The following is a 24,456-nucleotide window of genomic DNA, read 5'->3' as shown; positions in this document are numbered from 1 at the left end:
TTTGCCCCTTACAAATTTTTTCTAAAATTTTAGAGATGATTTATCAGGCTCGCGTTATATGCTGCGCCGAAGCCGTTGTCGATATTTACGACGCTAACGCCGTTTGCGCAGCTGTTTAGCATCGCTAGTAGCGCCGCTAGCCCGCCGAAACTCGCGCCGTATCCCACGCTGGTGGGCACCGCGATCACCGGCACGCTCACGAGGCCTGCTAGCACGCTAGCTAGCGCGCCCTCCATGCCCGCCACCGCGATCACGACCTTTGCGCCGCGTATCTGCTCTAAATTTGCGATCAGCCTGTGCAGTCCCGCCACGCCCGCGTCGCTAAATTTGCGCACGTCGTTGCCTAGAAATCGCGCCGTCTCGTACGCCTCCTCCACGACCGCGCCGTCGGCGGTACCTGCGGAGACTATCGCGATGTAGCTTTGAGTGGGCGCAGGCTCTTTAAATTTGACGCTGATGACGCGGCCTCGAGCGTTAAACTCCGCCTGCGGCAACGCCTCGCGCACCAGCCCAAAAACCCGCTCGTTCGTGCGCGTGATTAGGATGTTTTGCCCTCTCGCGCCGATCGCACCAGCGATACGTAAAATTTCATCATCCGTCTTGCCCTCGCCGTAGATCACCTCGCCCGCGCCGTTTCGCAGGGCGCGCTGGGTGTCGATCTTGGCGCAGCCCACGTCCTCGTAGGGGTAGTTTTTCAGGTATTTTAGCGCCTCTTGCTCGCTCACGCGGCCGCTTTTTACCCCCGCGAAAAGTTCTAAAATTTCATCCTCTCTCATGCAAAACATCCTCTCTAAGCCCCTTTAGATCGAGCGTCACCTCCGCCGCGCCGAGCGTCACGAGCTGCCTAACCACGCTTTTAAATTTTGCGTCGTTTAGGAAGCTTTGCATGCTAGAAAAGGGCATTTGCAGCTTTATATTTTTGCAGTCGCACCGCGCGCGGACGTTTGCGTAGCCGCTTGCGATGAGTAGATTTTCCGCAGCTTCGATCAAATTTAGCTCGCTCTCATCGATCTTGCGCCCATGCGGCAGGCGCGTTAGCAAGCACGCGTAGCCCGGTTTTTCGGCAGTGGGTAAGCCCAGCTCGCGCGATAGCTCGCGGATCTCTGATTTGGTTAAATTTATCAGCGGCGAGAGTACGCCCAGCTCCTCTTTGGCTTTGAGCCCGGGGCGGTGTTCGCCCAGATCGTCGCGGTTCGTGCCGTCTGCGACGCGGCTAAAGCCAAGCTCACGGGCGCGCTCGATCAGGCGCGAAAACACCACCTTTTTGCACAGATAGCAGCGATTTTCGGGGTTATCTTTGATCTCCTCCGCGACGCCTAGCTCTAAAATTTCGTGCCTGATGCCGTAGATGCGGGCAAATTCCACGGCTTCGGCGATCTCGCGCGAGGACATGTAGGGCGATCTGATCGTTATGCCGATCGTGCGCTCGCCCAGAGCGTCGTGCGCTGCGCGCAGCAACAGCGAGCTGTCCGCGCCGCCGCTAAATGCGACCGCGAGTTCGCCAAGCCTGCGCAGATCAGCCTTTAGTTTTTCTAGTTTCGTCATAGATTTCTAGCGCCTCTTTTCGCACCAGCTCTATCGTCGTGCCGTGCGCGAGCGCCGCGGCCTTGCAGTCCTCAAATTCGGGCTTGATTTTTAAAATTTCTCGGATGGAATTTGAAGCGGCGGAATTTTGTCGTGCGTCCGAATTCTGCTGCGCATTCAAATTTTGCTCCGCGTTCAAATTTTGTTGCGCGCTCGCGCCCGTTTCGCAAGCCTCGCCGCGCGAAATTTTAAGCCCTATCTCGCCGAATTTCGTCTGCACCCGCGCAAACTCGCGCTTTAGCTCGGTTTTAGCAACCTCTATCTCGCGAACGCCGATCGCGGTGGTGTGGGTAAATATCAGGTCTTTTAAATTTTGCGCGTCCTGATTGCGGCACAGCGCGTTTAGCTCAAAGCCGATGCGCCCCTTTTTCATAAAGATTGAGCGGCCAAAGACGTCCAGCGCGCCGTTTTCGCGTAAAATTTCGCACGCAAGCGCAAAGCTCTCGGCGTCCATATCGTCGATGTTCGTGGAGATTAAAATTTGCTTGCAAACCTCGCCGTAGCCAGCCTGCACGCTTAAATTTCGCTCGTATAAATCCTCGTCCGCCTCGCAGATCATCGCGCGAAGCACGTTTGCAAAGTCCGTTGCGTCCTTGCCGCCCGCGCCGTAGCCGATCTTTTCTATTTTAAAGCTCGCGCCGTCCGCAAACTCGTCCGCACAAGCCTTTAAAATCGCCGCACCCGTGGGCGTAGTCATCTCAAAATTTGCGCGCCCTAGGCTTACGGGCACGCCTTTTAAAATTTCGCAAACGGCGGGCGCAGGCACGCTAAGCGCGCCGTGATCGCAGATCGCTATGCCGCCGCCAAGCTCGATTTTGGAGCTTAGCACGCGCGAGACGCCGAGCTTTTCAAAAAGATATTCGAGGCAGATCGCCGCGCCCGCGACGTCCGCGATGCTATCGACCGCGCCGAGCTCGTGAAAATGTACCCGCTCTACGTCCGTGCCGTGGACTTTGGCCTCGGCCTGTGCGATCGTGCGAAATATCGCGCCCGCTCTTTGCTTGCAGCTCTGGCTTAAATTTGAACTCTCTAAAATTTGCCTGATATCGGCATAGCTTCTAGCGTGTGGCTGCGATTTTAGCGGCACGACGTCGATTTTGGTCGCGGCGATGCCGTTTTTTAGCGCGTTTTTGCGCTCCAGACAAAATTCGCCGCGTAAATTTAGTTTATCTAGCTCGGCACAAAGATAGCCAAAATCCACGCCGAGCTCCACCAGCGCGCCCAAATTCATATCGCCGCTAATGCCTGCGCTCGCATCGTAATATAAAATTTTAGCCAAGCCTAGGCCTTAGGCACCGTCATCGAGCCAAACGGCAGGATGATGATTTTTGCGTCCGCACCCTTTTGCGCGAGCGCGTCGTCCACGGCCCTTTGGATGTCGTGGTATGGCTTTAGGTGTACGGCTCGTATCTCATCGTCGCTCAGATCGCTTACCGCCCAGGTCTGCGCCCAGAGCGAGATTTCGGCCATTTTAGCGGCCTTATGATAGCCGAGCTTAAAGCCCGCGCTGATCTTTTCGAGCACCTTTTTAGGCGTATCCGCGGAGGCCATCAGATCAAAAAACGGCTTTGGTCCGATACCAGTGCGGCACTTTGCGACCATTATTAAAATTCCGTCCTGAGCAAGCGCTAGTTTGCCGTTATCTAGGGCTTTTTGCGCTTGGTAGAGATCGACGTCCATCGGATAGGGCGCGACCGAGATAACGATATCGGCCTTGCGCGGGATATTTACGCAAAAAACCTCGTCGGCCTTTTTCACGCAGTCGTAAAAGCTGTCGTTTAAGTCGCCCGCGCTTGCGTAATACACGCCGTGCTCGCTATCAAGCACCGTTTGGATCGAAAAAACGTCTATGTGCGCTAGCACCTTCATCGCATCGATCATATCCTCATGCACGGGATTGCCCTCTAAGCGCAGAGCTTGCGCGTCGGCGCTAAGAGCTAGCTTGTGATTTTGCGTGATGCTCTCGTATGACGCCGTGCCCGGCAAAAAGGCCTTTCTGCCGCCCGTGTAGCCCGCAAAATAGTGCGGCTCGACCGAGCCTATGACGATTACCTTTTTGGCTTCTGCTACGATTTTGTTTAGATACATTTGCGTGCCGTTTTTGCTCTCGCCTAAAAATACCATCTCGTCGTGCTTGGAGTCGTGATCGTGAACTTCGTTTTTGGCTCTGATCTCCGCGTCAATTTCTTTGCCGAAGATCATCTCGTATTCTTCCTGCGTGCCCTCTCTGTGGCAGCCGGTGGCGATGATGAAAATTTTATTTTTATCGCGGATTTTCGGGTAAATTTGCTTTAAAATTTTTGCCGTCGGCGTCGGGCGCGTGCCGTCGTTTACGATGACGACGATCTTTTGCTCGCCCGCGATAAACTCGTCAAAGCTTTTTTGATTTATCGGATTTGCCAGAGCCTTTGCGATGAGCGCCGTTTCGTCAAATTTAGCCACGGGGTTTGGATCGAAAACGCCGAGCAAATTTTTCTCGTTTATCTCTAAGCTTAGATGATCATCTTTGCCGTATGCGATAGGGATTTGCATATCTGCCTCCTGTGTGGAATTTGGCGGGATTATAACGTAAATTTTATTTAAAACGAATTAGCCTAGAGCGGGTTATGAACGGAATTTAGAAAGCTTTAGAATTTAAAAATTTAGAGCATTTAAAATTTCAAAATTTTATAAAATTTTAAAAAGCCGCTGGGATTTGAAATTTAAAGCTCGCGAGTGTTGAACTCGCGAGCATATAGCTATTATAAATAGCCGTAAAGATGCGCAAGCACAAAGCCCACACCGCAAGCAGTAAGAACGCCGATCAAGCCAGGGAAAATGAAGCTATGGTTGATGACGAATTTTCCGATATGCGTGGTGCCCGAGCGGTCGAACTGGATCGCCGCAAGATCGCTCGGATAGGTAGGCAGGATATAGTATCCGTAGCAAGCCGGTGCAAATGCGATTATTAGACCCGGATCGATGCCGATAGTGACAGCAAGCGGAACGAAGGTCGCGATAGCCGCGGCTTGGGAATTTAAAAATTTACTGATGAGCAAAGAGACGATGATGTAGGTCCACGGATAGGCCTTAACGACCTCGCCGAGAGACGCTTTAAGCATCTCGATATGGGCGGTAAACATAGTCTCTGCCATCCATGAAATTCCATAAATGGCTACGAGCGCGATCATACCGCTATGAAAAATTTCGTTTTTAGCGATATTGCCCGCTTTGATACCCGAAGCAATCATCATGATGGACGCCGCTAAGAGCATGAAAATTTGAATGGTTAAGACCATATTTAAATTTGTGGTCTTTTTCATAGTATCTTTTACGACTATACTTGCGTTTGCGATGCTTTCGCTCTTATCGCCTGTCGTGATGACGACGTTTCCGTCTTGAGAGACGATGCTTTGGGTAAGCTTTTTATCTTTGTCGTAAATTTCGACGCTATTAAATTTCGTCGCATCTTTGGCTTTGGACTCTTTGACGTTTGAGACGACCTTACCGCCATCCACCATGGAGATAACCTGACCATCTTTGATCGTGATGTTTTTGACCGTTTTTTTATCGACGATGATCTCTACGGATTTGCCAGGGACATTTTTAGTCCACGCAGGGCGTAAGCTTTTTTCGTAACCTAAAACCGCAACTAGCGCAATAGTGGCTAAGAATATCCACATGCAGATCCACTTAATCCTAGGAAGCTTTTGACCTAGCAAGGTTGTGCTTTCGCCGTAGATATATTTTTTCTGCTCTGGGTCTTTGATCTTTTCTTGGAATTCCGGATCTTTATCCAGATCTTTACCTCTAAAAATCGACCATGTTCCGATCGCAAGCATACCGATAAAAGTAGAAGGGATAGTTAGCTTAAGTAGATCTAAATAGCTGCTAAAGCCCTCGATATGCACGCCTTGGCCTAGTAAGATCGCGACCATCGAAACGCCGGCAACCGAAACGGGGCTAGCGATGATAGCAAGCTGCGAGGAGATCGTAGAAGCAGCCATCGGGCGCTCAGGGCGAATTCCATTTTTAATAGCTACGTCATAGATGATTGGAAGCAGCGTATAGACGGTGTGTCCGGTTCCGCATAAGATTGTAAGCGTCCACGCAACAGTTGGAGCGATGATACAAACCATCTTCGGATGCTTACGAAGCAATTTCTCCGCTATTTGAAGCATTACATCAAGCCCTCCCGTAGCCTGTAGCGTTGCACTTGCTACGACAACTGCGAGGATAGTTAAAATAACGTCCACTGCCGGCTTACCCGGCTCTAATCTAAATCCAAACACTAAGATCACTAAGCCTATACCGCCTAGAATTCCCAGCGCCATACCGCCTTTTTTAGCACCATAAAACAAACAGCCCAAGACTATAATGAGCTGCAAAAAGAATTGAGTGCTTTCAGACAAACTTGTCAGAAACTCCATAGTTTCTCCTTCAGTAAAATTTAAAACAAACTTTGGCGATTATACTAACTTTTTATTTAAACAAAATTAAAGGAGCGTTACGAATTGTAAAAATCTATCAAAATAAAAATTTACTGAAATTATAATTTTAAAGCAGAATTTATAGCGAAATGTAAAAAATAAAATTTCACTTAGAGCTGTTTTTATATCATAGAATTTTGCAACTTTTAAGAAAACTTAGAATTCCATTATAGCTCAAGCTTTAAACCGATTTTTAAGCCTTGGGATAGTATCATTTCGCAAAGAGTGGATTAAGATGAATTTTATAAAATTTTGTATTGCCTTTTTGATTTGTTTATCGCAGATGGCAACAGCTGGCAGCTTTGATCTAAACTCCACGCTGCGTTTGGGCGCATTCGACGCAAGCTCGCACCGACTGCTTTTATGCGGCAGTGGCGGCGAGCTTAGGATGTTTGATGCCGCTAAATGGAATGTGGAGTTCGCGCAAAAATACAGCGATAACGAAATTACGGCTCTAAATTTTAAAAACGGCAAAATTTATCTAGCTTGGGGCGGAGCCGAAATCGCGGTGCTAAACGATAGACTAAAGTTTTTACGCACGCTTAAGACGGGGCGTAGCGGCACAGCCCAAATAGATGCGATCTATGCCGCAAAAGACGCGATTTACGCGGTAGTGGATAAGAATCAACTAATAAGATTAGACGAAGACCCTGATAACAGCGCGGACGGCGGCTACGCCTTGGGTGAAAATTCCACCGCGAACGGGCAATCTTTAAATAAAAATTTCGCCCCAGATGGGCTGCGCGGAATTTCGTTTCATTACGGCAGGATCAATGCCGTTAGCCTGGGCGCTAACGGACTTTGCGTCGCAAGCTGGAACGGCGTAGCCTGTTTTAGCGCAGATCTCGTCGCGACTAAATTTAGCGGCATCGATACAGCGCCTAATCGCGCCGCACAGGGAGAGCTTGGTAGCGTGAAATTTAAAGATGCGGAATTTAATAATGCGAAAAGCGCGCAAGCCTCCGAGCCAAATAAAACGAAAGCTAGCGGTGCAAAGAGCGCGGAATTTCAAAGCTTAGAATTCAAAGGCGCAAAATTTCAAGACGAGGGGCTTAAAACTCAAAGCGAAATTTCAGTCGAAGTTGGCGATAAAAATTTAAGCGGCTCTATAGCCACTGCGCTTGCAGACTGCGACGGGACGCTGTTTGCGGGCGATATAGAGGGGAATTTTATAAATTTAAAAAGCGGTGAGTGCGAAAGCGTGGGCTCTTGGATCAAATCCATCGTATGCGCCCGCGGCACGCAGTTTATCGCTACTAAAGATAAAATTTACGAAAATCAAAAAGCAGGATTAAAGGAGGTTGTGGATTTAAAAAGCGAATTTTTAGCGATGTACGCAGACGGGGATGCGATCCTCGTAGTCAGCAAATCAGGTAAAATTTTAAAATTCTAAGAAAGGATTAGTATGTTAAAAAGTTTCAAACCCGTGCTTTTGGGCTCGGTTTTGTTCGCCGCAAGCGCCCTGTGTGCCACAGATAGTGACCTAGAGCGCGTGATGAAAGAACGAAATTTAAGCGAAAAAGACGTTTTAGCGGCGGCTAAGACTTATCAGCCGACCGGTAGGAAGGACGATTATATGGTGTTCTCCTCCGGTGGTCAAAGCGGACAGGTGCTAGTTTACGGCGTGCCGTCGATGAGGATCTACAAATATATCGGCGTATTTACCCCGGAGCCTTGGCAGGGATACGGTTTTGATGAGGAGAGTAAGGCGGTCTTAAGATCGGGCTCCATTAACGGCAAAGAGATCAACTGGGGCGATACTCACCATCCAAATTTCAGCGAAAAAAACGGCGAATACGTGGGCGATTATCTCTTTATCAACGATAAGGCGAACCCAAGAATCGCGGTTATAAATTTATCCGATTTCGAGACTACTCAAATAGTCGTAAATCCCGTAATCAAAAGCGATCACGGCGGCTCTTTCGTAACGCCTAATACCGAATACGTCATCGAAACCAGCCAATACGCAGCCCCTTTTGATAACGACTGGCACCCAATCGAGGAGTATCAGGCGGTTTATCGCGGTGCGGTAACGTTATGGAAATTTGACTACGACAAAGGCAAAATCGACGTAAATAAATCCTTCTCGCTAGAGCTTCCTCCATATATGCAAGATCTAAGCGACGCAGGTAAGGGCGAGAGCTTCGGCTGGGCGTTTACCAACAGCTTCAACTCCGAAATGTACACAGGCGGCATCGAAAAGGGTCTGCCTCCGATGGAAGCCGGTATGAGTCGCAACGATACCGACTACTTGCACGTTTATAACTGGCAAATTCTAGAAAAGCTTGCTCAAGACAGCAAAAACTACAAGGTCGTAAACGGACACAGAATCGTTACGATAGACGCCGCCGTAAAAGCGGGAGCGCTATTTTTGATCCCTGAAGCCAAATCCCCTCACGGCGTCGATGTTAGCCCTGATGGTCGCTATATCATTATCGGCGGTAAACTAGATACTCACGCTAGCGTTTATGATTTTAAAAAGATCAAAGAGCTAATTGATAAAAAAGAATACGCAGGCAAGGATCCATACGGAATTCCGATCCTAGATATGCAAAAGACGCTTCACGGACAAGCAGAGCTTGGTCTTGGACCTTTGCATAATACCTTCGATTCGCAAGACGGCGTAATCTATACATCGCTTTACGTCGATAGCCAGATCGTAAAATGGAACTACAAGACGCTAAAGGTTTTAGATAGGATCAACGTCCACTACAATATCGGTCACCTTGATTCTATGGAGGGTAAATCCTCTAAGCCTGTCGGCAAATACGTAATCGCGCTAGATAAGCTTTCGATCGATAGATTTAATCCTATCGGACCGCTTCATCCGCAAAATCACCAGCTTATCGACATTACAGGACCTAAAATGGAGATGCTCTATGATCTTCCTATCGGTCTTGGCGAGCCACACGACGTAGTTTCTATCGCAGCTAGCAAGCTTCATACGAAACCTACCTATACTATGGGAACAAACTCTCGTACCGGCAAGCAACACCCTGCTATGACGCTAGCAGGTCAGGAGCGCATCGAGCGCGACGGCAAAAACGTAAAAGTCTATGCTACAGCGATCCGCAGCCATATTAATCCTGAGCACATCGAGGTTAATAAGGACGATAACGTAACGATCTATATGACAAATTTAGAGCGTGCCGAGGATGAAACTCACGGCTTTACGGTTGATGATTACGATCTGCATATGTCGCTTGAGCCGGGCAAGACTGCGAGCGTAAATTTCATCGCAGATAAAGAGGGCGTATTTCCTTTCTACTGCACGGAATTCTGCTCTGCGCTGCACCTTGAGATGTTTGGATATCTATATGTAAAAGATCCGAATAAAAAATACACTTCAGCTAAAGCTTCTATGCTAAAAGCTCTTAGCCCAGAAGCTCTAAAAGCCGAATACGACAAGGTAGTAGCTACGAATAAAGCCACCGACGACGTTATTCAATCAGTCGTTAAATTCTTAAAAGAGAAAAACTACGAGAAATATCCTAAGGTCAAGGCTTTAGTCGATGACGCGCTGGATCAATACGGCAAAATTCCTGAAACCAAAGCCAAGGCAGACGCCGCGGTAAAAGCCGGCGATATGAACGGCGCGATACTTTGGGAAGGTCAAGTTTGGCAGTACCTAGTAAAAACCGCAGATGTCGGACTTCGCGCTAAAAACAACCTGATCCGCGAGCTCTCCACTCCTATGAGCGAGGCTGCATCTAACGGCGAGAAGGCTTACCTACGCGGAGGCTGCAACGGCTGCCACGTCATCGGCCAAGTAAGCTCGGGTCCTGATCTAACGGGCGTCCTACTCCGCCATGAAAACGGCGAGAAATGGGTAGCCGATTTCATCAAAGACCCTGCTAAATTCTACGAAGACGACTACGTTAAGGCAATGATAAATTATTTCAACCTTCGCATGCCAAATCAGCATATGAAAGACGAGGAGATCAAAGACATCATCGAATACTTAAAATGGGTCGATGAGAACGCGGGTCTTAACTAGCCCCACTCTCCCCCGTAAGGGGGAGAATTTAAAGGAGATGAAATGCCAAAATATAAAATTTACGCGATTTTAGCGCTGCTTATTATGACGGTCGCTTTTACCATCCCTACGCTTGGATTTTTCAAAGTCCAAGGCAAAATCGTATCGGGGCAGGTTAGCAGCGTCTCGCAGCTGCCCGCATACTCCGCACCGATATGGAATTTTTATACGAAAGCATCGTATAAAAATCACTTAATTCCTAGTGATGTTAAAAACGATCTAGGCGCGATGCTGGAGCATAAATTTGAAGTGGGCGTACCTAGCATACCGGTGTGGAAAATTTCGCTCGAAGCGCCGAACTATCCAAAAGAGGCCTTCCCCGATGGAATTCCGCTTTACGTCCACGTTGACGGCTTTAGCGGCGACGTTGGCGAGATGAATACCCTAAATCACTATATCGGAATGTATCCCGTCTGGCGCGGCGGCACGCTCGAGCACTCGCTATCGCCGTATTATCTCATAATCGCGACGATAGGAATGCTCGCGTTTTTGTACTACGACGGCAAGGGACAGACCCTGCTTATGATACTGCCAATCATTGCGCCGCTTATTTTCATAGGCTGCTATGTGGGCTGGCTGTATTGGTTTGGGCACAACCTGCAAGACTGGGGCGCGTTTAAAATAAAGCCTTTTATGCCTACAGCATTTGGCGACGGTAGCGTGGCACATTTTACTACCCATTCATATCCGGCTCTTGGCTTTTGGCTGATGCTGGCCCTATCGCTGCTATCGGCGTTAGCTCTACTATCTAAGAAAAAATTCCTACGAGAGCATAGATGAGGCTTTTACTTCTAGCATTCTCGCTCGCGCTAAGCTTAAGCGCGGGCGAGCTTCAAGACGCGATCGATAGTGCAAAAGCGGGCGATATTATCGAACTAGCCGCGGGCGAATACCACGGCAATATTTTAATCGATAAACCCCTTACTATCGACGGACTAGACCGCTCTGCCGTGATCATAGGCGATCGCAACGGAACGGTCATCCGCGTCCGCTCTCCGCATGTTACAATCAAGAATTTAACAATTCAAAATGGAGGCTTCGAGCATCTTAGCGAGGATGCAGGGATCAACGTAAGCGACGTAAACAGCGTAATCATAAAAAATAATCTCATCAAAGACGTGCTCTACGGCGTCGTGCTAAGCAAGGCAAACGACGTAACGATCGAGGGCAACGAAATTTCAAGTAACGCCTACCGCACGAGTTTTAAAGGCGACGGCATCAAGCTTTGGTATTCCAATGCCAATAAAATTTTAAATAACGACGTCCATAACGTCCGCGACACCGTTTTTTACTTCTCTAACGGCAATCTTGTCGCGGGCAATAAAGGCCATAGCTGTCGTTATTCGCTGCACTTTATGAACTCTGGGCATAACGTCGTGGAGGATAACTACTACGACGGCAATAGCGTGGGATTATTTTTTATGTTTTCAAGCGACAATATCGCCAGACGTAACGTCGTGCGCAATGCAGACGGCGCTTACGGCGTAGGCATCGGCATGAAGGATAGCTCAAATTTCAGGGTTACGGATAATAAAGTCGTTTACAACGCCCGCGGATTTTATCTGGATCAATCCCCCTATCAGCCGGGCTCACTTAATGTTTTTGAAAATAACGATATCGAATACAACAGTATCGGCGTGCAATTCCACGCCACGCAGCTAAAAAGCGTATTTAAAAACAATAAATTTAAAGGTAATATGGAGATCGTGCTAAACGATACGCCTCAATCCAAGCTCTTGCAAAACGAATGGAATGGCAACTATTTTGACGATTACGATGGATTTGATCGCGATGGCGACGGCTACGGCGACGTTAGCTACAGCTCATATGCTTATGCCGACAGACTTTGGGCGCATAAACCGAGCGTGCGGTTTTTTTACGGCTCCAGCGGAATTGCACTTTTAAATTTCATCTCCAAGCTCGCTCCGTTTTCAGAGCCTGAGCTACTGCTAAAAGATCCAAAACCCAGGATGAGGCAATGACAAAAAATAGACGCGAAGCGATAAAACTACTCGGCGGAGCGCTCGGAACACTCGGGGCAGCGAGCTTGTTTGCGGATGAAAATTCTGCCAATTCCGCGGGCGGCGAAGCACAAAATTTAAACGAGCAAAATTCCATAAATTCCACAGGGCAAAATTCCGCGCCGAATTCCATAAAACAAAATTCTGCGGAAAATTCTAGTGGGAGTTCCGCCTCTTTATATCTGCGTCCGCCTGGAGCGCTAGCGGAACGAGGCTTCCGCTCTAGCTGTATCAAGTGCGGTCAATGCGTGCAGGTCTGCCCCTATCACAGCATCTATCTGCTCGATATTACGCATCTTTTTGACATCGGTACGCCCGTTATCGATGCCAAAAAGCGAGGCTGCTATCTTTGCGGTGCGCTTCCTTGCGTGCTAGCCTGTCCAAGCGGCGCGCTTAGCCACGAGACGAACGAGCCTAAAAAGGTCAAAATGGGTATCGCCGTGATTAAAAATTTAAACGCCTGTTTGGCGTATCTCGGGCAGGCTTTAAAATCTAGCGATCTGCGCCTAAAGTCCGCCAAGACCGAGCAGGAGCGCGAGCTAAACTCCGCGCTGGCGGCGAAAGAGGGCAAGGTCTGTGATCTATGCGCGTCGCTGTGCCCTTACCCGCAGCCGCTTGATGCCATTGCGATGATAGAAGCAGGCAAGCATTTCGCTCCGCAGATCCGCGGCGCGTGCGTCGGCTGCGGCGCGTGCGCAGAGCTCTGCCCGGCGCGTATCATCGAGATAATCCCGCGGGCGGATTACAAATCAATCTATGAAGGAAAACAATGAAAAACTCCATTAAATTCTACCTCTGCTCGCTAGCTGCGGCGCTTTTGCTATGCGGCTGCGGAGATAACGACGATTCAAGCTCCGCGGGGCAAAATTCCGTTTCGCAAGGCTCCGCAGAACAAAATTCTGCGAGTTTAAATTCCGCATCGCAGAAAGCGGATCAAAATTCCACTGCAAAGCCTCGCATCAGCGTTAAAAGCGGCGAAGCGCCCAAGAAGGACGATAAGTTCGTAAGCTACGATTTTTACGGCGAGCGAAAGGTAAATTTTAATCTAAACGGCGATGTGAACGAAACGACCAAAAATATCGTGGCATATTCGAGCATTAAAAATCAATATGAAAAGCTAAATTTCGATCTGATGAAAAAGCGCCTTGGGCACGATTTTATCCTGCGCTGTTCGGCGTGCCACGACGACTACGCCAACGGCATCATAGGCCCATCGCTCCTAGATAAAACCGACGCGCAGATCGTGGATATGATTAAAAAGTATAAATTTAAAGAAAAGCCTAATCCTCTTATGGTGCAGCTCGTAAACGGCATGAGCGAGCAGCAGATAGAGACGATGGCGAAAGAAATTTACGAGTTCAACAAACAATTTAAGGAGCAGAAATGAAACCGGGCAAAATTTTAGCTTTGATTTTGGGTGTAGCACTGATCGCGCTGATGATCTTTATGGCTAGTTCGGACGATTCTAGCGCGCCGCAGCAAGAAGTCAAGCCGCAGGCGCAAGCAAAGCCTGCGCCGCAGAGCAAAAGCGTCGATCTCATCGACGATAAGGACGTAAAAAATATTAAAATTTTGCAGCAGAGCGTCAAAGAGCGCGATTTTAAGGTTAGTAGCTCCTATCTGGTAAGCTGCGCGCCCTGCCACGGCGATGACGGACGCGGCAAGATCGCTCCGCCGATCGGCGGCAAGAGCAAGGATCAAATTTTAGCAAGCCTCAAAGATTATAAAGCGGGTAAGATCAAAAACAGCCTGATGAGCGGACTGCTAACCAACGTAAGCGACGAGAGCCTAGATAAGCTCGCAGATGAAATTTCAAAATTTAAAGAGTAGATCTTGGATAAATATAATTCGCGATGCACGATCAAAAATACGAGCTTTTTCTCGACCTTTGGGCTTAGAAATAAAAGCGGCAAATGGCGCCCAAGCATTCGGGCTCTGCGCTACGCTACGGTATTTTTGGTGCATTTACTCTTCGTGCTTTCCTTTCGCGCCGATATTCAAATTTTAGAAGGCGACATCAGCGGCTCGCGGATACTTGGCTTTCACCTAGCAGATCCCTTTGCCACCCTTGAGGTGATCGCCGCGCACAAGGATCTGCCGATAAATCTGCTTATCGGCTCGGGCACCATTTTGTTGTTTTACTTCATCGCGGGCGGCAAGGCATTTTGCTCGTGGATCTGTCCTTACGGAGCGCTTAGCGAGATCGGAGAAAAGCTGCATAATACGCTAATCGCTAAGCACGTCATCAAGGAGCGCGCCCTGCCTCGCGGTATGCGATATGCGATCTGGGCGGTATTTTTGCTGCTAAGCGCGATTACCGATCTGCTCGTTTTTGAAATTTTTAACGTAGTTGGAATTTTATCGCGCTTCATCATCTACGGCTTTTCGCTGGCGGGGCTTTGGATCGTTTTTGTGTTTTTGCTCGAAGTGTTTTTTAGCAGGCGAGTGTGGTGCACTCATCTATGCCCGCTAGGCAGCACCTATTCGCTTGCGGCGAAAGCAAGCCTTAGCAAGATTACTTGGGATAAAAGCAGGTGCGATCACTGCGGCGTTTGCCAAGACGTCTGCTTCGTCTCGCACGTACTGGATATCACCAAAAAAAAGGCGTCCGAAAACCTGGGCGATAAGAGCAAATTTATGCTAAAAGGGATCGACTGCACGCTATGCGGACGCTGTATCGACGTGTGTCATCAAGACGCACTCGGTATCGGCAATAAGCTAAAAGATATGATCTAAGGAAGCCTATGATAGAGATTAAAAACGTAAGCAAGAAATTCGGAGATCAATTCGTTTTAAAAGATATCGATCTAGATATCGCGGACGGCGAGCAGGTGCTTTTCGTCGGGCAAAACGGCGCGGGCAAAAGCTCGCTGATGCGGACGATTTTGGGTGAATACATACCCACAAGCGGCAGCGTCGCCATCGACGGATTTGATTCGTTTAAGCAGCGCAGCCGCGCTCTACGCGGTATCAGCTTCGTGCCGCAAACCCCGCCGCCGCTTAAGCTGAGCCTAAATGAGCTCATCTACTTCGCCGAGCGCACGGCGGACGCAAGCAGAGCGGATATAGTAAAATTTTGCGGTGAAATGGAGCTTGATCTGAGTTCAAATTTAAACAAACCCTTTCATAAGCTATCCGGCGGTATGAAGCAGAAATTTTTAATTGCGCTAGCATTCGGCAGAGCTAGCAAGGCGATGATTTTCGACGAACCGACCGCCAATCTCGATCCGAGCGCGCGCGAGCGTTTTAAGACGCTTTTGCACAACCACGCAAAAGATAAGAGCTTGATCTTTATCTCGCATAGGCTCGAGGAAGTGGGAGGACTGGTAAAAAGAATGATTTCAATGGATCTAGGGAGGATCGTAGATGACAAAAATGTTTAAAATTATGCTTTGTGCGCTTGCGGCGCTTACGTTTTTAGGCTGCGGCGACGAGAAAGACTACGGCAACGTCCATTACGACAGAGACGTATGCGAGCACTGCCAGATGGCGATCAGCGACAACCGCTTCAGCGTCGATGTGCGCGTGGACGGCAAAAACCACTACTTCGACGACATCGGCTGCTTGGTGGATTTTATGGTTACCAACGACAAACTAAACTGGCTGAAGGACGCCAAAATTTACATCAACGACGCCAGCGGCAACGGCGAGTTTATCGACGCGCGCACGGCGCATTTTTATCGCGGTTTTAAAACCCCTATGTCGTTTGGCTGGGGCGCATTTAAAAACAAGCAAGAGGGCAAGCAAGACTTCAGCTTCGATCAGGTAGTCGCGGCGCTTAAAGCAGGCGGCGGCTCGCACGGCATGGGAATGGGAGATATGGGTCGCGATGCGCACGGCGATATGGGAAGCATGCACGGATACGGCGACATGGGCGGAATGAGTGAAATGCAAGACCCTCACTCCGCAGAGCACGGCATGAGCGAGCCGCAACACGATATGAGCGGTATGGGGCATACTCACGGCTCAGATCATGGCATGAGCGGCGATGCGGGCAGCACGGCGCACCCTCAAGGCGCGCCGCACGATATGGGGCAGATGCACGAGGGCAACGGCACTGCGCACGATATGCATTCGGGGCACGCGCATTAAGGATGGTTTTGGCTAAGGCAAAATTTTAAGCGGCTCCGTTTTGTGCTAAATTTAAAGCCTAAATTTCAGCGTGCCGCCCGCACCGTCATAGATGAGGTAAAATTTTACTTCGCGACTTCGGCGCGAGGCAGAGATGGGTCTAGAAAACGACCGCTAAATTTTATCTCGCGATACGGCTAAATTTAACGCACGGCGCGAGATTTCGTTCTGCCGAATTAAAGTTTACGCAGACGCTCCGGTTTAAAATTTCGCCGTAAATTTAAAATTTATCCGGCGCAGAATTTGTCGCTTCGGGATTTTTAGAATTTTAAAATTTTATACCGCGGGATATGTCCGGCTTTGAAATTTTACGAAGCTGAAATTTAAGCGACCCCGTCAAACGGCTAAATTTTAAAACCGCGGCGGATTACGGATAGCGGGCGGCAAACGACGCGCTGTTTGCAGGCGCCGCAAGCGAGCCGTAAATTTAAAATTTATGCGCGAGCTGCAGGCGGCGGATAAAATTTCGCCGCCTATTTAAAGCTTGGCTGGCAAATTTAAGGCTGTAAAATCCGCGCCGCAAAACGAGGCTAAAATTTAAAGACGGGCGCATTTAAGCCGCGCGAGAAATCTAAATTTAAAAGCGCACCGAGGCGCAATAAAGGAATATGAATGAAAAATTTACTCACCATCGCCGCTTTGGACATCAAAGAGTCCTTCCGCTCGCGCTGGTTTTTGCTCTATCTGCTGATCTTTAGCGGGCTCGTGGCGGCGTTTTTCATCACGGGGGTGACCGACTCGCGCGTGCTCGGCTTTAGCGGGCTTTCGCGACTGCTGCTGCTGTTTATTCAGATCTGCATCATCATCCTACCCGTATTCGTGCTCGTAACCACCAGCAAGGCGATCCTGGCCGACCGCGACCTAAATATCCTAGAATACCTGCTAAGCTTCCCGATCTCGCAGGCGCAGTATTATTACGGTAAGGCGCTAGGAAGGCTGTTTGGAGTCTTCGTGCCGATATTTTTGTCGCTGCTGCTTGCGATCGTTTGGGGCGCGATCAAAGGCACGGGCATTCCGTGGGCGATCTGCCTGCTTTATACGGGGCTACTTTTTAGCTTATGCGCGGCGTTTTTGGGGATTGCATTTTTGATCTGCGCCGTCTCAAAAAGCCAAGAGATGGGGCTTGGGCTCGCATTTTTCGTCTGGCTTTTCTGCCTTGCGTTTTTAGATCTCGTGCTGATCGGACTGCTCGCAAAAACGGGAGTGAACGAAAATTTGATCTTTGCGATCGCTCTAGCAAACCCGATGGAGGACTTCCGCATCGCCGCTATCAGCCTGTTTGATCCCGATCTTGCGGTCATCGGTACGACGGCGTATTTTATCCTAGATCACTTCGGGCGCGGACTTTTCATCGCCTTTTCGCTGCTCTATCCGATCGCTCTGGGCGCGGCAAGCCTGATTTTGGGCTATTTTATCTTTAGGTCGAAGGATTTGGCGTGAAATTTCCACTCATTTTAGCGGCATTTATAGCGCTTTGCGGTGCAGCAGAGATGCAAAATTCCGCGGCTCAGAGCCCCAGCTCAGCGCAGAATTTAGGCGCATCAGATAAGACAGGCTCCGATTCGGCGCAAAACTCCAAACCTGCGCGTGATCTTGCGTGGCTAAAAGATATAAATCTTACCTGCGCCAAATACGGCATCGATACTAGCGCGCACCCTGAATTTCGCGCTTATGCAAGGCTCAAAGACGGCAGTGCGCTCGCATTTGCTTCGTCCAAGGCGATGTTTGCATATTTTTTCGAGGGTAAAAATTTGAGCGGCAATAACGGCGCGGCTTCCGCAGAGGAAAATTTGATGAGTAAAAATTCCGCTAACGGCAATTTCGGCGAGGCAAATCCAACGGGCGCAAATTTCAGCGGCGCGGAGCTTTACGTCACCGATTACGCAAGCGGCGAAATTTTGCGGGCGCAGGACGCGTTTTATGTTTTCGGCAGCGTGCTGCAAAGCGCCAGAGGCGACGATCTCATCACGTTTGCGAGGCTGCGCGACGCGCAGGACTTCATGCGCGAGAAAAAGGGGCATAAAATTTTGCAGTTTCGAGAAATCTCCGCCAAGCTGATCGATTATCTAAGATGATCGAGCCGCTTGGCAAAATTTAAATTCAGCTATTTTAGTATATTTTATTCATAAAAATTTATCTTTTATTTTAGTGCGCTATTAAGGGAATTTAAAGCAATTAAAAAATACAATCACGTTAAATTTTATCTATAAGAATTAAATAATGTAGTTTCTTAGTATATTTATTGAGAGCTGCATTCTCGCTTATTTTTAAAATAAATTTTAAGGAGACGTCATGGTAAACGACAAAATCGCAAAACAAAAAGGCTCACGCAAGAAGGCTGCTACGGATGAAAATTCCGCTGCGAATACGGGAGAAAATTCCGCCGCAGACGCACTCAAAAGCTCCTCCGCGTCCGTTTTCGACAAAAGTGCAAGCACTGCTAAAAATTCTGCCGCAAATTCTACGACTTTCGCCTCGCTTACTCGCGACAAAATTTCTAAAAATCGCGCCGCAGGTGAGAATTCCTGCGACGAGTGCGATTGCCAAGCTAAAAATTCCGCACCGAGTTACGATGATAGCGCAAGCTCTGCTTCAGGCACGAACTTTGCGGCGCGCTCAAGCACTCAAGGCGCAAGCAACGCCCAAAATTCCGCGATAGGCTCTACGATAAATTCCATAGCTGATTCTTTGATAAATTCCATCTCAAATCCTGCGAAGAGCCCAAGCAGCAAAGACCACTTCTCTTGCTCGCACGAGCATAGCGATAACTCCGCAATCCACTCGCATCTACGCGACGAAGATCTTGCGACCCACCCACACGATCAAGAAGAAAACCTCGCAGCTTATTTGCACGAATACGGCGCAAATTCTGCGGCGTATTCGCACGAGCGCGACGAGGATTCCGTCATCAGCTCACACGAGCACGACAAACATTGCCATGATCACAAGCCCCACTCTCACCGCGCGATTATCGGATTTGACGAACACGGCATCCCAAAAGTTTTAGTGCCCGCAGAGGCTAGTCCGCACACACATAAAGACGCGCAGGGCAATCTTTTCGAGCATTTTCATGAGGCGGAATTTACGGCGGATTATATGAAGGCGTTGCTTGAATACAAAAAGACCTTCCCCACAAAACAAGAAGTACTTGAGAAAACCCCCGATCCCGCCGTGCGTGAAATGATGCTTAGGATGGAGCAGATCGGCGTAGATACGGCGTTTGATCGCTTTGATAAACAGATGCCTATGTGTAGTTATGGACTTAGCGGGGTATGCTGTAAGATCTGTAATATGGGACCTTGCAAAATTACTAAAAAGGCCGATCGCGGCACTTGCGGTGCGGACGCCGATCTCATCGTATCGCGCAACCTACTGCGCCAAGTAGCTGCGGGCGTAGCTCAACACGGCGCACATGCCAGAGAGCTTCTGCTGTCGCTAAAATGGGCGGCACAAGGCAAGCTAGATCTGCCAATCATAGGCGAATACAAAATCATCAATACCGCCAAAGCCTTTGGAATTCCAACTGAAGGCAGAGAGTTAAAAGAGGTAGCGATCGAGCTTGCCGATACGCTTTTGACAGATCTTTCGCAAAGCAGCGGCGAGTATAAAACCATCACTGCGCTCGCACCCAAGGAGCGTCAAGAGGTATGGCGCAAGCTGGATATCTTGCCGATTAGTGCGTATAACGAAGTCTTTGAGGCGTATCACCGAACGGGTGTTGGCACGGACGGAGACTGGCGCAGCGTGATGCAGCATCTTTTGCGCTGCGGGCTTGCTTTTACATTCACCGGCGTAGTAGCTGCAAATATCGCTACGGATGCGCTATTTGGCGTAGGAGATCGCGTAACTTCCAAAAGCAATATGGGCGCGCTTAAAAAAGGCTGGGTCAATATCGCCGTGCACGGACATCTGCCGACATTGGTAAGCCTAATAGTGGAGATCGGAAATTCTAAAGAGTACCAAGACAAGGCTCGCGCAATAGGCGCGCAGGGGATCGCATTTTACGGCGTGTGCTGTTCTGGACTATCGGCGATGTATCGCAACTGGGGCGTCGTACCGCTCTCAAACGCCGTAACTGCCGAACTCGTCATAGGCACGGGAGCGCTTGATCTGTGGGTCGCCGATGTCCAAGATGTCTATCCTGCGATCATGGACGTAGCTAACTGCTTCCAGACCAAGGTCGTTACTACAAGCTCATCAGCTAGGCTCCCCGGAGCCGAGCATATAGGCTACGATCATCACCATAGTAATATCGCCGAGACTAGGAATTTAGCGCGTAAAATTCTAGACCGCGCATTGCAATCTCACGAAAAGCGCAAGGGCCTGCCGGTATATATCCCACCGTATGAAGTCGAGGCCGAAGTGGGCTTTTCGGTAGAATTCGTCCATAAGCACTACGGCGGCATGGAGCCGTTAGCGTACGCGCTAAAAAGCGGTGAAATTTTAGGCATCGTAAATATGGTCGGCTGCACCAATCCTAAAGTGCCTTATGAGCGCGCTATCATAGATGTCGCACAAACCCTAATCGAAAATAACGTCCTAATCCTAACCAACGGCTGTGCGTCGTTTCCGCTAATGAAGCTGGGCTTTTGCCAGAAAAGTGCGTATAAAAAAGCAGGCGCGTCGCTGCGGGCATTTTTAGAAAAAGACAAGCTTCCGCCGGTATGGCACGTGGGCGAGTGCATTGATAATACCCGCTCCAGCGGAATTTTCGCAGGTATCGCAGGGGTGCTAGACAAAAATCTCTACGAGCTGCCGCTTGCCTTCACCTCTCCCGAGTGGGCGAACGAAAAGGGCGTCGATGCCTCGCTCGGATTCCGCCTGATGGGTATCGACTCGTATCACTGCGTCGAGTATCAAATCCACGGCTCCGCAAACGTCATACACTTTTTCAAAGAGGGCACCAGGCGGGCGCTTGGCTCTGTGATGCACGTAGATACCGATCCGGTCGCGCTCGCGCTAAAAATGGTAAGCGATATGCGCCTAAAGCGTAAAGCTCTAGGCTGGCAGTAGCGACGGATGGATTCATTTCGCATCGCATTTTAAGCGATGCGAAATTTCATGATAAAATTTAACCCCTTGCGGGCAAATAAAATCCCGCGGCCAAACGGCAAGTAAAATTCTACAACTAAGCGGCTAGCAAAACCGAGGTCAAATAAAGATAAAATTTTCGCGCAGCATCCGTTCGTGGAATTCTAAATCAAATCTTCAAATCCTACGTAAAATTTCGCCGCACGCCGCGCCTGCTGCTAAATCGGCGGAATTTAGCCGGGCAAATTCCGCCATCAGGTTTAAGTCTATCTTTCGCGAAAGGATGAAATTTTAAAATTCCATCTTGGCGTAAATTTCGTAGACGCTCATCTGAAATCCGCAAGTTAAATTTTGCTAAAAGCCTTATTGCACGGAGCTGCACGCCATTAGATCTCGCCCGCATGTATGAAAGTTGAAATCATAAAAATTTAATATGATATGTGCTAAAATGCCACATCTGTTTAAGGATTTAGATGCATAAATCAAAGCCGCTGCAGTCTTTGCGTCATCATCGGTAGAAGATGTCGTGCGAGGCGGAGGCACTGCTGTCAAGTCCTGCGTTTGGCAGCTTGAGGCGGTGCGACAAAAGCGCGTCTATGCTGCACCTGCAAACATTTTCGGCTGAGACCGCACGGGCGCGAGGGCGTCACTACAAATCTTGCAGGCGGCTAAAATTTTCATCCGGATCTTTTCTGAAGTATTGATCTTGGAGCTATCACGAAGGAGTTTTGCCGCAAGCCTTTCGCTACGAGCCGGAGGGCGGAATTTAAAGCGAAATTTTAAGCGGGTTTCAACGAGGCGAAATTTCAAAGATTAAATTTAAGGCGAAAGATAAAATTTAAATCAAGGGAAGGTATGAAAAATTTTAAATTTATGCTCGTGCTGCTGATACTAGCGACGATTGCGACGATTGCGATATCGCTTTGTATAGGGCGCTTCGGCCTAAGCATCGCCGAGGTGCTAAAAGCGCTTGGCGGCGGCGAGGTAGCGCAAAACGTCCACAACGTCATCATGCAGGTGCGCCTGCCGCGTATCATCGCCGCGGTGCTCGTGGGCGCGGCGCTGGGCATCAGCGGCACGGCGTATCAGGGCGTCTTTAAAAACCAGCTCGTCTCGCCCGATCTCTTAGGCGTCAGCGCCGGAGCTTGCGTGGGCGCGGCGATCGCGATCCTGCTCGATCTAAATATCCTTTTAATTCAGCTTTTCGCCTTTATTTTCGGGCTTGCGGCAGTCTGCATTACGCTTCTGATCACGCGCGCGCTGCGTTCGAGCGCCACCATAATGCTCGTGCTTGCGGGCATCATCGTAAGCGGTCTGATGGGCGCGCTGATCGGATTTTTAAAATTTATGGCAGATCCCGAGACGAAGCTTGCAGACATCGTGTATTGGCAGCTAGGAAGCCTCGCGAAGGTCGATCCCTCCGTGCTAGCGATGATAGCGCCGGTGATGGGGGTTTGTATCGCTATCTTGGTGCTGATGAGCTACCGCATAAACGTCCTATCCATGGGCGATGCGACCGCGGGGAAGCTGGGCGTAAACGTCGTGCTGGAGCGGGGCATCATCATCGTCTGTGCGACGCTGCTAACCGCAAGCAGCGTGTGTATCAGCGGCATAGTCGCGTGGGTGGGGCTTTTGATGCCGCATCTAACGCGCATGATCGTGGGCGTTAGCAACACCAAAGCGATCCCCGCGAGCATATTTTTAAGCGCGATCTTCGTACTCATCGTAGATGACGTAGCGCGCAGTATAAATCAAAGCGAGATCCCGTTAGGGGTGCTTACGGGCTTTATAGGCACGCTATTTTTTATATTCATCCTGCTTAAAAACAAAAGGAAGCTAAATGGTTAGGGTTGAGAGCTTAGACTTCGGCTACGTAAAATCCGCCCCTCTGACGCTGCACGACGTGAATTTCAACCTCGAAGCGGGCGCGATGCTGACGATTTTGGGGCAAAACGGCGCAGGCAAATCGACGCTTTTAAATTTAATCAGCGGCACGCTTACGCCTCTGCGCGGTAAAATTTCAATCGACGGTAAGGATATGGCGAGCCTTGGCGCCAAAGGGCGCGCCGAGATCATCGGCTACGTCTCGCAAAGCGAGGTCTGCGAGTACGACTACAGCGTCTTTGAGTACGTCCTGATGGGGCGCACGGCGCATATCGGGATCTTTTCGCAGCCGAGCGAAAACGACTACAGGCTTGCGCAGCGCTACATGAAAATGCTTGAAATTTGGCACCTAAAAGACAAGATCATCACGCGCCTAAGCGGCGGCCAGAGGCAGATGGCGTCCATCGCGCGCGCCCTTTGCAGCGAGCCTAAGATCGTGATCTTCGACGAGCCGACCTCGGCGTTAGACTTTGCCAACCAATACAAATTCCTCCGCGCCACAAAAGAGCTTTTAAAAAACGGCTACACCGTCGTTTTAGCCACGCACAATCCCGACTTCGCACTGCTTTTGGGCGGATACGTCGCGCTCGTAAAAGGCGGCGGCGAGGTCGCATACGGCAAGGCCGAGCAGATCATAAAAAGCGAAATTTTAAGCAAACTATACGATCTGAAGCTCGATGTCAGCTACAACGAAAAGGTCGGCAGGGTCTGTTGCTTGACGTATCCGTTTTAATCCTAACTTCGCGGACGAGCACAGCTCGTCCTTGCGACGGGGAGCTTCGCTCCCTCGACCCACCTAAAGTTACAGAAATTTTGCTGCGCAAAATTTTAAAATTTATCGGTTTGGCTTTGCGCGATGACCAAGCCGCCGCTGCGATGAGGAGCTTCACTATTTCTCGTGAAGGCTAGAAAGCGCCCCGCGCTTCCTTCGCATTGCTTCGCTCGCCTAAAGTTTCAGAAATTTTACTACGTAAAATTTTAAAATTTATCTGTTTGACTTCTCGGCTCGAACAAAATAAGCGAAGCGCAAGGCGCTGCTGATGTTTCCTTGAAGGTCCGAGCCTGCGAGCGGGGCTATGCCCCACGCCCCGCTAAAGTTACGGCAGGCTAACGCCTGCATTTTTATCGGTTTAAATTCGCGGACGAGCTAAGCTCATCCTTGCGAGCGGGAGTGCAAGCACTCCCTGCACCTGAGCGGAGCAATACGAGCAGGCGTTAAGACGCTTGCGAAGTCTCCGCGAAAGATAGTCAGAAATTTTGCTGCGCAAAATTTTAAAATTTATCAGTTTGGCTTCGCGAG

The 24,456-nt window shown here is 49.4% G+C and carries 20 protein-coding genes; 15 read left to right on the top strand and 5 right to left on the bottom strand.

Going from position 1 to position 24,456, the window contains the following annotated elements; translation table 11 throughout:
- Window positions 1-29: 29 nt before the first annotated feature.
- From larB to Q0323_RS09715, 5 genes are all read right to left on the bottom strand, one after another.
- On the bottom strand, window positions 30-776 hold the full coding sequence (gene larB / locus Q0323_RS09735; RefSeq protein ID WP_298054001.1) for a nickel pincer cofactor biosynthesis protein LarB: 747 nt from the start codon (window positions 774-776) through the stop codon (window positions 30-32).
- The gene (gene larE / locus Q0323_RS09730; protein WP_298053987.1) at window positions 763-1,545 is read right to left on the bottom strand and encodes an ATP-dependent sacrificial sulfur transferase LarE; all 783 of its coding nucleotides are present in this window, start codon (window positions 1,543-1,545) and stop codon (window positions 763-765) included. Before larE ends, larB begins: the two co-directional genes overlap by 14 nt.
- Window positions 1,517-2,863, bottom strand: a complete 1,347-nt coding sequence (gene larC, locus Q0323_RS09725) for a nickel pincer cofactor biosynthesis protein LarC (protein ID WP_298053984.1) — start codon at window positions 2,861-2,863, stop codon at window positions 1,517-1,519. Before larC ends, larE begins: the two co-directional genes overlap by 29 nt.
- A 2-nt stretch (window positions 2,864-2,865) precedes the next feature.
- Entirely contained in the window at window positions 2,866-4,116 is a 1,251-nt protein-coding gene (larA, locus tag Q0323_RS09720) for a nickel-dependent lactate racemase (protein WP_298053982.1), read from the bottom strand.
- Between the two features lie 209 nt (window positions 4,117-4,325).
- Window positions 4,326-5,993: an anaerobic C4-dicarboxylate transporter gene (locus Q0323_RS09715; protein WP_298053979.1), complete on the bottom strand. Its 1,668-nt coding sequence runs from the start codon at window positions 5,991-5,993 to the stop codon at window positions 4,326-4,328.
- Between the two features lie 295 nt (window positions 5,994-6,288).
- On the opposite strand from Q0323_RS09715, the gene Q0323_RS09710 reads away from it, so the two are divergent.
- From Q0323_RS09710 to Q0323_RS09640, 15 genes are all read left to right on the top strand, one after another.
- A complete protein-coding gene (locus tag Q0323_RS09710) occupies window positions 6,289-7,446 on the top strand; it encodes a hypothetical protein (RefSeq protein ID WP_298053977.1) in 1,158 nt (385 codons plus the stop codon).
- 12 nt (window positions 7,447-7,458) lie between these two features.
- Complete coding sequence (nosZ, locus tag Q0323_RS09705) at window positions 7,459-10,050, top strand: Sec-dependent nitrous-oxide reductase (protein WP_298053974.1); 2,592 nt, start codon at window positions 7,459-7,461, stop codon at window positions 10,048-10,050.
- A gap of 42 nt (window positions 10,051-10,092) precedes the next feature.
- Window positions 10,093-10,869, top strand: coding sequence for a hypothetical protein (locus Q0323_RS09700; RefSeq protein ID WP_005870834.1), 777 nt, complete (start codon window positions 10,093-10,095; stop codon window positions 10,867-10,869).
- Window positions 10,866-12,071, top strand: a complete 1,206-nt coding sequence (locus tag Q0323_RS09695) for a nitrous oxide reductase family maturation protein NosD (protein ID WP_298053972.1) — start codon at window positions 10,866-10,868, stop codon at window positions 12,069-12,071. Before Q0323_RS09700 ends, Q0323_RS09695 begins: the two co-directional genes overlap by 4 nt.
- Entirely contained in the window at window positions 12,068-12,883 is an 816-nt protein-coding gene (locus Q0323_RS09690) for a 4Fe-4S dicluster domain-containing protein (protein ID WP_298053968.1), read from the top strand. The genes Q0323_RS09695 and Q0323_RS09690 overlap by 4 nt, the downstream gene beginning before the upstream one ends.
- Window positions 12,880-13,497 carry a hypothetical protein gene (locus Q0323_RS09685; protein ID WP_298053965.1) on the top strand — a complete coding sequence of 206 codons (618 nt, stop codon included), beginning with the start codon at window positions 12,880-12,882 and terminating at the stop codon, window positions 13,495-13,497. The genes Q0323_RS09690 and Q0323_RS09685 overlap by 4 nt, the downstream gene beginning before the upstream one ends.
- The gene (locus Q0323_RS09680; RefSeq protein WP_177389178.1) at window positions 13,494-13,940 is read left to right on the top strand and encodes a cytochrome C; all 447 of its coding nucleotides are present in this window, start codon (window positions 13,494-13,496) and stop codon (window positions 13,938-13,940) included. Before Q0323_RS09685 ends, Q0323_RS09680 begins: the two co-directional genes overlap by 4 nt.
- A 3-nt stretch (window positions 13,941-13,943) precedes the next feature.
- Window positions 13,944-14,846 (top strand): NapH/MauN family ferredoxin-type protein, encoded by a 903-nt coding sequence (locus Q0323_RS09675; protein WP_298053962.1) that lies wholly within the window; start codon window positions 13,944-13,946, stop codon window positions 14,844-14,846.
- Window positions 14,847-14,854: 8 nt separating this feature from the next.
- Window positions 14,855-15,493, top strand: a complete 639-nt coding sequence (locus Q0323_RS09670; protein ID WP_298053960.1) for an ABC transporter ATP-binding protein — start codon at window positions 14,855-14,857, stop codon at window positions 15,491-15,493.
- On the top strand, window positions 15,477-16,202 hold the full coding sequence (locus tag Q0323_RS09665) for a hypothetical protein (RefSeq protein WP_298053958.1): 726 nt from the start codon (window positions 15,477-15,479) through the stop codon (window positions 16,200-16,202). Before Q0323_RS09670 ends, Q0323_RS09665 begins: the two co-directional genes overlap by 17 nt.
- 651 nt (window positions 16,203-16,853) lie before the next feature.
- Entirely contained in the window at window positions 16,854-17,681 is an 828-nt protein-coding gene (locus Q0323_RS09660; protein ID WP_005870848.1) for an ABC transporter permease subunit, read from the top strand.
- Window positions 17,678-18,316: a nitrous oxide reductase accessory protein NosL gene (locus tag Q0323_RS09655; protein WP_298053957.1), complete on the top strand. Its 639-nt coding sequence runs from the start codon at window positions 17,678-17,680 to the stop codon at window positions 18,314-18,316. Before Q0323_RS09660 ends, Q0323_RS09655 begins: the two co-directional genes overlap by 4 nt.
- A gap of 217 nt (window positions 18,317-18,533) precedes the next feature.
- Window positions 18,534-21,254, top strand: a complete 2,721-nt coding sequence (locus Q0323_RS09650) for a carbon monoxide dehydrogenase (RefSeq protein ID WP_298053955.1) — start codon at window positions 18,534-18,536, stop codon at window positions 21,252-21,254.
- 873 nt (window positions 21,255-22,127) lie between these two features.
- The gene (locus tag Q0323_RS09645; protein ID WP_298053953.1) at window positions 22,128-23,120 is read left to right on the top strand and encodes an iron ABC transporter permease; all 993 of its coding nucleotides are present in this window, start codon (window positions 22,128-22,130) and stop codon (window positions 23,118-23,120) included.
- On the top strand, window positions 23,113-23,889 hold the full coding sequence (locus Q0323_RS09640) for an ABC transporter ATP-binding protein (RefSeq protein WP_298053951.1): 777 nt from the start codon (window positions 23,113-23,115) through the stop codon (window positions 23,887-23,889). Before Q0323_RS09645 ends, Q0323_RS09640 begins: the two co-directional genes overlap by 8 nt.
- The last annotated feature ends 567 nt before the right edge of the window (window positions 23,890-24,456 follow it).

This window comes from uncultured Campylobacter sp. (genome assembly GCF_938030145.1).
In the GTDB taxonomy this organism is placed as follows: domain Bacteria; phylum Campylobacterota; class Campylobacteria; order Campylobacterales; family Campylobacteraceae; genus Campylobacter_B.
Note: the sequence above shows the minus strand (reverse complement) of the source record. Positions and strands in the feature narration are given on the sequence as shown.